8 protein-coding genes are annotated in these 11,001 nt (G+C 60.3%); all 8 read left to right on the top strand.

Annotated elements, in window-relative coordinates; genetic code table 11:
* Positions 1-233: 233 nt before the first annotated feature.
* Complete coding sequence (locus QY325_11790) at positions 234-2,558, top strand: histidine kinase (GenBank protein WKZ65441.1); 2,325 nt, start codon at positions 234-236, stop codon at positions 2,556-2,558.
* A 342-nt stretch (positions 2,559-2,900) separates the two neighbouring features.
* A complete protein-coding gene (locus tag QY325_11785) occupies positions 2,901-3,446 on the top strand; it encodes a hypothetical protein (protein WKZ65440.1) in 546 nt (181 codons plus the stop codon).
* Positions 3,447-3,517: 71 nt separating this feature from the next.
* A protein-coding gene (locus QY325_11780; GenBank protein ID WKZ65439.1) for an IS3 family transposase occupies positions 3,518-4,589 on the top strand; the annotation gives its coding sequence in 2 pieces (ribosomal slippage) (positions 3,518-3,783 and positions 3,782-4,589; 1,074 coding nt in all).
* Positions 4,590-4,691: 102 nt separating this feature from the next.
* Positions 4,692-5,246 (top strand): histidine kinase, encoded by a 555-nt coding sequence (locus QY325_11775; GenBank protein WKZ65438.1) that lies wholly within the window; start codon positions 4,692-4,694, stop codon positions 5,244-5,246.
* 3 nt (positions 5,247-5,249) lie between these two features.
* Complete coding sequence (locus tag QY325_11770) at positions 5,250-7,640, top strand: tetratricopeptide repeat protein (protein WKZ65437.1); 2,391 nt, start codon at positions 5,250-5,252, stop codon at positions 7,638-7,640.
* An 82-nt stretch (positions 7,641-7,722) separates the two neighbouring features.
* Positions 7,723-8,232, top strand: coding sequence for a hypothetical protein (locus tag QY325_11765; GenBank protein WKZ65436.1), 510 nt, complete (start codon positions 7,723-7,725; stop codon positions 8,230-8,232).
* A gap of 268 nt (positions 8,233-8,500) precedes the next feature.
* Positions 8,501-10,201: a hypothetical protein gene (locus tag QY325_11760; protein WKZ65435.1), complete on the top strand. Its 1,701-nt coding sequence runs from the start codon at positions 8,501-8,503 to the stop codon at positions 10,199-10,201.
* Positions 10,202-10,227: 26 nt separating this feature from the next.
* Positions 10,228-10,983, top strand: coding sequence for a LytTR family DNA-binding domain-containing protein (locus QY325_11755; GenBank protein WKZ65434.1), 756 nt, complete (start codon positions 10,228-10,230; stop codon positions 10,981-10,983).
* Positions 10,984-11,001 lie beyond the last annotated feature (18 nt).

Genomic DNA, 11,001 nt, shown 5'->3' with positions numbered 1-11,001 from the left:
AGCCGGATTGCGCAGCGGCGAACATGAACGGGGATTCATTCGCGCCGCTTCAGTAGAGAAGTGGTGCATGAAGTTCCATAGCCGTTCTTCGGTTGAGAGCTTCACGGATTAGATGGTGCCGACCGCATCATGATTCGTTGCATTTTTGGAGGGTTGGTGCCAGTGACGATAAGCTCTGCTAGAAGGCCGTGGCGACAATGAAGCGTGCTGTATTCCCTCTTGCTGGTTCTATCGTGAAGGTGTTGCTCCTCGTGGCGGCCACGAAAGTGAGCGCGCAATACCCTGCGAATGCCGATGGATTGAGGGCGCTGATCCGAATGGCGCCGCATGACACGACAAAGGCGCAAGCGACCTTGCTCCTGGCGGTGGCGATACAAGATGCAAGACCGGACAGCGTGAAGCATCTGTGTGACGAGGCGCTGCGAATCGCTACGCATGCACTTTCAAGCACCATACCCGGAACGGTGGCGCAGATGCGCGTCCAGAAGGCGGTCTATCGTCGGATTCAAGCCACCGCCATTCTCAACATGGGTTGTCTTTCGCATCAAGCAGGGGAGACGGTGAAGGCTATGGAGCGCTATGACCAGGCGTTTTCTGAGTTCAAGCGGTTGGGCTTCAATCCTGGAGCGCGTGATGCCTTAACGGCTATGTCAGCGTTGTTCACTGAGACTGGTCATTTAGCTGAAGCTGAATGGGCCGGCCAAACTGCAAGAGAGTACAAGGGAGCGCCGACCGTTCGCTATGGCTTCATCGCCAAATGTTCGGCCCGGTCCCAAACAGATTCAAACGCCGAGATGCCACCTGGAGACCGGACGCCGGTAAACGAGCCCGTGGCTGTTCCGACGAGTCCGGCCAGAACAGCCATTGAAGTGCCGCAGGGTGGCTCGGGCGAGGCGAGCACGGCACACACGCCACCTCGTGACCGGGTTGTCGACACGTTGAGAGATGCAGTGCATCTGGAGCCGATAGCGCCAGTTCAGGTGCTCTATGCGAACGAAGGAGCAGCAGCATTGGCCGTGATGGGAGTGGACACCGCGATGATTGCCCGACGCCGACTGCGGCTTGCTCAGCCTGTCCGCAGGGTGGGCGGGGCTATTCAGGCGCGTGATGAGTTCGAGATGGGAGAGGCCTGGCAGCTTATTCGCGAACCGGACATGGCGCTGACATCGTTCGAGCGGTCCTATGCGCTTTTCCGGGCCGTGCGCTCCGACTCGGGTGAGTGCGTGGCCTTGTTGCGCATCGGGGAGTTGCTTGGGAATCGGGGAGAGCACGAAGAGGCGTTTGCCGCTCTGGATAGTGCGCGACTGAAGGCACGCACCATCGGAAGAGCTGATCTGGAGGGCATAGCCCTGGCAGGCATGGGTGACATGTGTCGGCGAATCGAGGAGTGCGGGGGGGCTGCAGAGCTCTATCGCCGGAGCATTGAACTGGCGCTAGCGGCTGGCGATAGACGGACCGAAGCCCGGGGATACCTCGGAATCACCGAAGGGCTTCTGAGAGGTGGTGCGCCAGCTCAGGCTGAACCAATAGGCCAGCGAGGGTTCAAACTTGCAGCCGAAGTGGATGATCCGGACTTGAAGCGGCATGGTGCTGAGCTCCTCCAAGGAATCTACACAGAGCTGGGGCGCCTGGAGGAAGCGCATGAGATGGGTGAGTTGGCCTCGAGTATCCGTGCGTTCATTATTCAGCGTGATCGGGCGATGGACTCGATTATCCACGTGATTCGAAGCGATTTCCTCAGGACGCGTCAGGAGGACAGTCTGACCCATCAGAGGGCCCAGAGCGCCTTGGAGTCGAATTGGAGGGAAGAGCAGGAAAGAGCGACCGTGAACAAGCGCTTGGCCCTGACCATTGCGCTCCTGTCAACGGTGATCGTCCTCGCAGGCTGGGCATACTACCGATTCGACCGTCGTCGGCGCCAAAGGCGTGCGGAGCGCAGGGCGATGGATCTCGAAATGCGTGCGCTTAGGGCGCAGATGAATCCGCACTTCCTTTTCAATGCCTTGTCGAGCATCCACGCGCACATTCTGGAGAATCAAGCAGAGATAGCGGCGGGTTTCCTGGCCAAGTTCACCAAGCTCATGAGGCAGGTCCTTGAGATGAGCAGACTGAACGATGTGCCTCTGAAGCGAGAATTGGAGGTTCTGGCGGCTTACGCAGAGCTGGAACAGATGCGCTTGAAGGACCGGTTCAGCTACACGGTCGAAGTCTCGCCCGATGTGGATCCGGAGGCGGTAGCCGTGCCTCCGATGCTGCTGCAGCCATTCGTGGAGAATGCGGTCTGGCACGGTTTGGCGAGAAAGAGCGGGCCGGGCACCTTGAAGGTTTCCGCATGGAGGGCCAACGGGGCGCTGCACATCGCCATTGACGACGACGGCGTAGGTCGCCAAGAGGCCAAGGGCAAAGGGAGCGGTCATGCATCCCTGGGCACCTCCATCACCAGGGAACGGCTGGATTTATGGGCGGCGCAGTGCAGGGCTCCAGCAAGTTTCACCTTTGTTCCGGTGCCGGTTGGGACCCGTGTCTTGCTCGTGCTGCCATGGGTGGAGGTTCAGTGATTGGGCCCTTGCAGCATTGTGGCCGTTTGGACCCTCGCGTCCTTTGCCCAGTTGAGCGGCGCGAGCAACGGGGTTCATCCGCATGGAGCCGGATTGGAGACGGTACGTATCAATATCAGAGCAATTATTACTTTCGTGAGAGGCTGATGCACCACGAAGCTGGTATGAAAGATCCATGTGTGCAACTCCGCTCATGGACGGATGCAGCGATTGTGGGTGAAGCAGTCCTTGGATAGAATGCAACGAATGAACGCGGAGGACATTGAACCGGTGAAGGAGCAGACGGCGGAAGGCCGGTCAGCGGAACGTCCAACGAAGGGGTGGTGGCGGTGCTATCCTGTCATGATGCTCCTCGCTCTGGCCAGCGTGCACGCGCTCGCCCAGCAGCCGGTGATGGATACGACCACGATGAACGCTCAGGCCGATACGGTCAGCGACAGACTTGGGGCGCGATTTGTTGTTGGAGGTATCTATGCTCAGGGTGACCGTTTCCGTATTTATAAGAACTATTATGGCGGTTTTGGCTCTGAGAAGTTATTGGACTTCAGCGCAGAATTCTGGGGAATGCAGGTTGGAGCGCACCTGCCGGTAGGTGCGCAAGTTGATTTCATAGCAATGGCTCAATACACCATGTTCCCGGGTTGGTCCTTCACGACCAGTGTCCCTGACTATACGGCGCCGCGACTGAACTTCGAATGGCAGATGGTTGACCGGACCGTAAGGGTTCCTGGCTCCACGTTCATCGGGTTGCGTTTTGGCATACAGGTATTTACCCGATCGAATAATCTAGGCGACCTGCTTTCCGCAACACGTGGGCTGCAGCGTCAGTTTTGGCGAAGGCGGGTGTGTAAGCTTCCCCGAAGTTCGGCCATTCATTGCTGGAGGTGAAGTGATCCTTGGCCCCGCGGGGCCAAGGATCGCTTCGGCCGGCCAGGGGCTACATTCAACCACACGTAGCCATGAGAAAGAGCAAGTTCACCGAGCATCAGGTCATCGCCATCCTCAAGCGTCACGAGGCTGGCTCGAAGGTGGCCGACCTGTGCCGCGAGCACGGGATCAGCAACGCCACGTTCTACCAATGGAAGGCCAAGTATGGCGGCATGGAGCCCAACCAGGTCAAGCAGCTGCGTGACCTGCAGGAGGAGCTCAGCCGCCTGAAGCGCATGTACACCGAGCTGAGCATGGTGCATGATGCCTTGAAGCAGGTGGTGGAAAAGAAGTGGGGCGCCTGACGAGAAGCGCGAGATCGTTCAGGCGATGATACAGGAGCACAGCATCTCCGAGCGCCAAGCCTGCGGCAGCGTGGGCTTGGCGCGCAGCACCGCGCAGTACTGCAAGACCCCAGCGGATGACACGCCCATTATCCAGGTCTTGGAACAGCTCACCCAGAAGCACCCGGCCATCGGGGTGTGGCAAAGCCATCATCGGATGCGCTTGATGGGTCACCTGTGGAACTTCAAGCGGGTGTATCGGGTCTACACCGGTCTGGGCCTCAACATTCGTCGCAGGGCCAAGAAACGGCTGCCTGCACGGGTGAAGCAGGCGCTGTTCCGTCCTGCTGGTCCGGACCAGGTCTACAGCATCGACTTCATGCATGACAGCCTCTGGGACGGCCGGACCTACCGCTTGCTAAATGTGATCGACGACTACAACAGGGAGGTGCTCGCGATCGAGGTGGACACCTCACTGCCCGCACTGCGCGTGATACGCGTGCTGGAACGCATCAAAGCAGTGCGTCCGCTGCCCAAGATGATCCGCGTGGACAACGGCCCGGAGTTCATCAGCGCCAAGCTCGACCACTGGTGCCGCGAACACGGCATTACCTTGACCTACATCCAGCCAGGCAAGCCCACCCAGAACGCCTACATCGAACGCCTCAACGGCAGCATCCGTCGTGAACTGCTCAGCGCCTACGTGTTCCGTACCTTGGACGAGGTGCGCGAGAAGGCCGATGAGTGGATGACCGATTACAACCATCACCGCCCACACAAGGCGCTTGGCTACCGGCCGCCAGCGCCCATCCGATCCTAAACCTATGCCCCAGGAGCCTCTAGTTATGATCGGCCCGAAAACAGGGGAAGCTTACAGTATGGCGCAGTGCTCCTCGTCCAATTTCATTACTGCCATCACACTATGCTGCAGAATACCAACGATTGCGTGCAGGCCAACGAGCGAGGCCTCGCCTCTTCCTTCCTCACAGGGTTCGCCCGGTTGATGCGTGCGGTGCTGGAGCATACGCGGAAGGATGAGGTCAGCCTGGCCGAGGACCTGAGCGTATTGCGTGATTACCTGGATCTCGAACGCTTGCGATCGGGTGCTCGGTTCGAGTACCGGTTGGAGGTGGGGTCTGACATTGACCCCGAGGACCTCATGGTCACGCCCATGCTGCTGCAGCCCTATGCCGAACAGGCCATTTGGAACAGCTTGGGCCGAACGGATGACCCTGGGCACCTGGTGATCCGTGTACAGCGATCGCAGGGCACTTTGGTGCTCCTCCTCGAGGACGACCTGCAGAGCGGGGCGACCGATCCGAGCATAGCCTCAGACCGGTCGGAGGGGACGGTCATCACCGAGGCCCGACTGGCACTGCTCGCGAAGCAGGGTAAGCGGCAGGCGTCGGTCAAGGTCATTCCAATGCCCGTGGGGCGCCGTGTTGAACTAACACTTCCGCTTAGCGAGGCGGCTTGAGCGGTGAAAGGACGTGCCACATATAGGCCGGTCTGGAGAGGATTACACGCCCGATGTGGCTGGTCGCTTCTTCTCGTCCTTTTCTCCGCCTTTGTGCCTGTGAAGGCGCAGGATGAAGTGATGGATTCCTTGCGTGGCGTGATAACGAAGGCACGGAACGATACCACGCGCATCGGTGCATTGATCGCGATGTCCGAGCACATCTACACTACGGACCCGGATACCAATGCCATCATTTGCCGCAGCGCCGTCAAACTGGCAGACAAGGCGCTGTCCAAGGCAGGTGGCGCCAAGCTTTTGCGCTCAACGCTTCTCCGCCAAAAGGCAACGGCCATCAACAACCTGGCGGCCTCGCACTACATGTTCGGGGACTTGGACAGCGCCCTGTTCTGCTTCCGGCAGGCGCGTTCCATTCATCAAGCCAATGGGTCGTCCATGGGTGCGGCCGATGCGTGGAACAACGAAGCCTTGGTGCATGAAGCACGCGGTGACCACGCCAAGCAACGGGTTTGTCTAGCAGAGGCCATGCGCGTCTATCGTCGCTCTGGTGACAATGAGCGTGTGGGCTATGCGCTGAACAACATCGGCCAGTTCCATACGGCGCTGGGGGACATGGATAGCGCATTGTTCTATCTCGATAGCAGCTTGCATGTGTTCCAAGCGCTGAGGAACGATCGCGGCATTGCAAGCAGCTTGCTCAACATCGGCATGAACCACAAGGAGCGCGGTCGACCGGCCGAGGCCTTGGAGCGCTTCCTTGAGTGCGAGCATGTTTATGAACGCATCGATGACCGACCCGGTCTGGCCGCTTGCCAGAACAATATCGCCGCCATCTACCAGGAGCAGGGAATGCCCGAGCAGGCCATGCGCTATTACCACAAGGCGCTGGATATCAACATCGCCCTGGGCGACCGCATCGGGCAGGCCAACAACCACATGAACCTTGGTTCCACACTGGAGGCCCAGGGTGAGTTGGACATGGCATTACAGGAGTTCCAGAAGAGCCTGGACCTCTTCCTGTCGACCGGCGACCGCCGCGGTGAGGCCCTGGTCCGAGGGCACCTCGGTAACCTCTGGAAGAACAAGGGCGATCGCCCCCGCGCCTTGCTGGAGCTTCGGCACAGTCTGGCATTGAGCAAGGAGATTGATTCTCCACGCGAGCATGCCACGGCCCTGTACAAGCTGGGTCATTATTTCGAGGATGAAGGCCAAGTGGACTCGGCACTGTTCTACTACACGGCCACACTGCAATTGGACCGGAGCATCGAGGACCGGGAAGGGGAGTCATTCGCCCTCTACAGCATCGCCAAGGCCAAGCTGAAGCAGGGGCGAACGAAGGAGGCCATCACGCTGGCTGAACAGGCGCTATCCATCGCTCAGCAAAGCGGCTATCCGGTCAACATCCTGCGCGCCACCGAGGTGCTGCACGAGGGGCTTGCCCGGCAGGGAAGCTGGTCACGGGCATTGGAGATGCTGGAGCTGCACCAACAGATGAAGGACAGCCTGAACAATGCGGAGAATGCCAAGAAGACCGTGCGCCTTCAGATGCGCTACGACTTCGACCGGAAGCAACTAGCCGACAGCATCGCCCATGCCACGGCGATGGCCGAGCTCGAGAGCGAGCGGCAGATCGCCATCCTGGAGGGCGAACAGGCCCGCAACCGGTCATGGGCGTTCGGCATTGGCGGCATCCTGCTCCTTGGCGGAGGCGGCATGATCTACCGCATCGACCGCAAGCGCCGCAGGGAGCGCTTCGAACGTGATGCGGCCCTGCTGCAGATGAAGGCGCTACGGAGCCAGATGAACCCGCACTTCATCTTCAACGCGCTCAACAGCATCAATCACTACGTGCAGGAGAACGAGCGCGACCTGGCCAGTGGCTTCCTCACCAAGTTCGCGCGGCTCATGCGGTTGGTGCTGGAGAACAGCAGGCACAATGAAGTGCCCCTGGATTCGGACATGGAAGCCTTGCGCCTTTACATGGACCTGGAGCGCGCGCGCTTGAACAACCGGTTCACCTATGAGGTGGATATCGACACCAGCATCGATCAGGAGGCGACGTTGGTGCCGCCGCTCATCCTGCAGCCCTTTGTGGAGAACGCCATCTGGCACGGACTATCCAAGAAGCAGGGAGAGGGTCGCCTGAAGATCGACGTGCGGCGGTCGGGGGAAATGCTGGTGATCACAATCGATGATGACGGAGTAGGTCGCAGCGCTGCGCCGGTGCCGGATCCATCGGTGCAAGGAGGCAAAGCATCCTTGGGAACCAGCATCACACGGGAGCGTTTGGCCGCGCTTGGGAGCCCCGGAGGTCAGCAGGCAGGGTTCAACTATGTAGAAGTGCCCACAGGAACGCGCGTGGAGGTGAAGGTGCCCGCTCTGCACGCGGCGTGACGAACCATGCCAGTTGCTCGGCGTCCCCCGCCGCGCGCTCAGCGATGTTGGTGGATCCTTGGTGCGCGGTGCACTTTGCGGCATGGAAGAGTTGCCCCTCGATGTCGTTGTCGGCCTGTGCGTTGTTTCGCTGTCGGCCCTATGCCTCGTGCTCATACCTGCTCAACGAGGCGTGTGCCTTCAAGGCCGCTTCGTTGCGGCGCGAGTGGATGCCGTTCGCGTGGTCCTTGCTGCAACAGGACGATCGACGAGCATCGGCAAGCACGGTGATTTCCGTGTATGGACGCGCTTTGGCGCATCGGCCAAGTGGATCATCCATTACCAGGGAATGGCGGTCGGCTCCATCGAGTTTGTTCAATCGGAACCGGTTGCAGCGGATGGGTCAGACACCCGCTACATCGAAGCAGGGGCGATCGACCTTGACGCTTGGTTGGGTCAGACCGCCACGTTCCGCGTGATGCATCAACGGAGTATCCAGGTACGGTTCACACCCGCCCGATGCCAACCAGCGCCCAAAAGCCACCGGTTGCTCGATCATCCCAGCGACCAGGTGGATGGTGATTGCGAATGCTGCACACACATCACAGCTTAGTTCCATGCGCAGCTTCGCAGCAACCGGGTCATCAGGCAGCGTGCAGGGCCATGAACTGGGATGTACCCGACGACGGTGTTGGTGGGTGAGCCATGTTCCTGCTCTTTCATGCGTCCTCCCAGCCATCAGGCCGGTTACCCGCCATGCCCCTTGGCGCCACGAGCATAGGAACGCACCAATCTTCCTTTCCAGCCGGGCAAGACGTTGTGTCCTGTCGATCAGCTTGTTGCTGTTCGCGGGCCCGTGTGCCTTCGCGCAGCGGTACAGCATGGAGACCCAGTTACCGGGAGGTTTTCTACTCCTCGATGGCCTGGGCATCATCGGCACGGATGTCATCGCCTGTGGGCATGTGGAACAGGGGTTCCGCTTCGGGGCCGTCTGCCGCATGAGCAATGGGGTCATCGACTGGTCCAGGAAGCTGAGGAGCAGCACACCGTACTATGCGAACGCCTTCCACCTCGGACTTGCAATTACCGGTGATAGCGACATCCTTGTTGTGGGTCAGGAGGTCTTGTATAGCCCGAACTGCCACATCGCACGGCTTGATCAGACCGGCGCCCTGCTTTGGAGCACCACGTTGAATGTGGGCCCCGGGCAACAGTACTTCAGCGACGTCGTTGAGGCGCCCGATGGCAGCATCTATGCGGTCGGTACCGTCGGGAACTCCGCAGATGGAGACGTTGTCGTGGCGCGGTTCGACCCAGGAGGAGCGCCGATCTGGGCCAGGGTCCTGAACGAGCCGGATCAACAGTATAGTAGTGGGCTGCTGTTCCAGAATGACACGTTGCACGTGCTTGCGGCCACGGCCACGAACGGAGGTGATCTCGCTCTGCTTGCTTTCGCCGCTGACGGCACCCTGGTCCGCAGCCATTTGGTTGGGACATCGGCCGATGAGCGCCCCTTGGCCATGACCTCCGATGGCTCGGGGGGGCTGGTCATTTCATTCGGCAGGGACTACTACGACATGTTCGTCGTGCGTGTGCCACCCGTTCCAGGGACTTCCTTGCCGGCCTGGTCCATCGATACCCCCATGCAGCTGGAGATGGTCGGTGGTCTGTACTTCGATCCGGCCACACAGGAGTGCATCCTCTTGGGCAACCGAGCATGGATGGCGTACGCCCTGCGCATCGCGCTGCCGACCAACACGGTTGTTTGGGAGCGTTCGTTCCCGGACCTCTATTCCTTCTTCAGCATGGCCCTCTCCAGCGATGGCACCACGGTGGTCGCCAGCGGTGGGCCATTCGGCTTCTTGCCCAACGGTTCCTACCCGGTCGAATTCGCGCAATTCGACCCGCTCACGGGGAATGACGTGTTCGGAGGACCGTGCGCGCCATGGTCAGCGAGTCCGATCAGCATCTCGGGCACCTCTGTTCCATGCACGATGGTGCCCATGTCCACTCGAACACCATCCCTTCAGGTGTACTCCGGGATCGACGTGCAGGACCTGTTCCTGACCACGAACTATTGCGGACCTATCGTTCTTCCCGTGGAGCTGATATCCTGGACGGCCCAGTCGCTCGATCAGTCGGTCAGGCTTTCCTGGTCCACCGGCTCCGAGCACAACAGCGACCGCTTCATCATTGAGCGCAGTGCGGAAGGAAGTGATTGGAGACCGATCGGTCAGATTGCGGCGGCAGGCCACAGCACCGTGCTGCGGGAATATGGCTGGGACGACCTTGAGCCTCTCTCAGGGGTGGGCTACTATCGCCTCCGGCAAGTGGATGCTGATGGGAGTGGGGCACTCTCGGACGTGCTCGTCGTGGACCGCAGCACCCTGTCCGACCGACCGTTGGTCCATCCGAATCCCGTGGCCCCCGGCGAGCCGGTCACCGCATCGGAACGGGTCATCCTCAGGGACCTCTCCGGCCGATCGATCGCAGGCCCAACGGAGCAGTTCGCGGCTCCACAGTTGCCTGGGGTGTATGTGGTCCAAGGTGCGACGCGTATCGACCGGTTGGTGGTCAGGTGATATCTTCCGCACAGCAATAAACCGTCATGGCCATAGCACTGACCGCCGTCATTGTCGATGATGAGGAAGCCCCCCGCACCCTCTTGTTGAACCTGTTGGGCCGCAGGCATCCTGAGGTCCAACTGCTCGGCACGGCGGATGACGTGCCATCCGGCATCGAGCTCATTCGCCGAACCGCGCCGCAGGTGCTCTTCCTCGACATCGAGCTCAAGGACAAGACCGGTTTCGATCTGCTCCGCGCCCTGGGCGACCGCCGCCCGCACGTCATCTTCACCACCGCGCACGAGAGCTATGCCGTGAAGGCCATCCGCTTCAGTGCCCTCGACTATCTGCTCAAGCCCATCGACCCCGCAGAGCTGGCCGACGCCATCGCCAAGGCCACTGAAGCCACGCGAGGGGTTGAGAAGCCTCCGATGGTGGACATGCTGCTCAAGAACATCGACCGCTCCATCGGCGACCGGGTGATCGCGTTGCCGGTGAGCGACGGTCTCGAACTGGTCCATGTGAACGAGATCGTGGTGTGCGAGTCGGATTCCAACTACACCACGCTCCACATGCGCGATGAGAAGCGCATGGTGATCTCGCGCACCCTGAAGGAGTTCGAGGACCTGCTGGGGGAACAGGATTTTATCCGGGTGCACAATTCCTACCTCATCAGCAGGAAGCACATCCGCAAGTACGTCAAGGGTGAAGGCGGCGAGGTGATCATGTCCAACGGCATGAACATCGCAGTGTCCAGGCGCAAGAAACAGGAGCTGATGGATGCACTGGAGCGGCTGTGAGCCTCCGCTACCTTTCGC

The organism is Flavobacteriales bacterium, from assembly GCA_030584065.1.
Classification (GTDB): Bacteria; Bacteroidota; Bacteroidia; order Flavobacteriales_F; family PHOS-HE28; genus PHOS-HE28.
This window is presented reverse-complemented; position numbering and strand designations above follow the sequence as displayed.

Bases quoted from the DNA above. Each gene is read 5' to 3' on its own strand.
- QY325_11785 (WKZ65440.1), top strand. From the start codon at position 2,901: ATGATGCTCCTCGCTCTGGCCAGCGTGCACGCGCTCGCCCAGCAGCCG.
- QY325_11775 (WKZ65438.1), top strand. From the start codon at position 4,692: ATGCTGCAGAATACCAACGATTGCGTGCAGGCCAACGAGCGAGGCCTC.
- QY325_11765 (WKZ65436.1), top strand. From the start codon at position 7,723: ATGGAAGAGTTGCCCCTCGATGTCGTTGTCGGCCTGTGCGTTGTTTCG.
- QY325_11760 (WKZ65435.1), top strand. From the start codon at position 8,501: ATGGAGACCCAGTTACCGGGAGGTTTTCTACTCCTCGATGGCCTGGGC.
- QY325_11755 (WKZ65434.1), top strand. From the start codon at position 10,228: ATGGCCATAGCACTGACCGCCGTCATTGTCGATGATGAGGAAGCCCCC.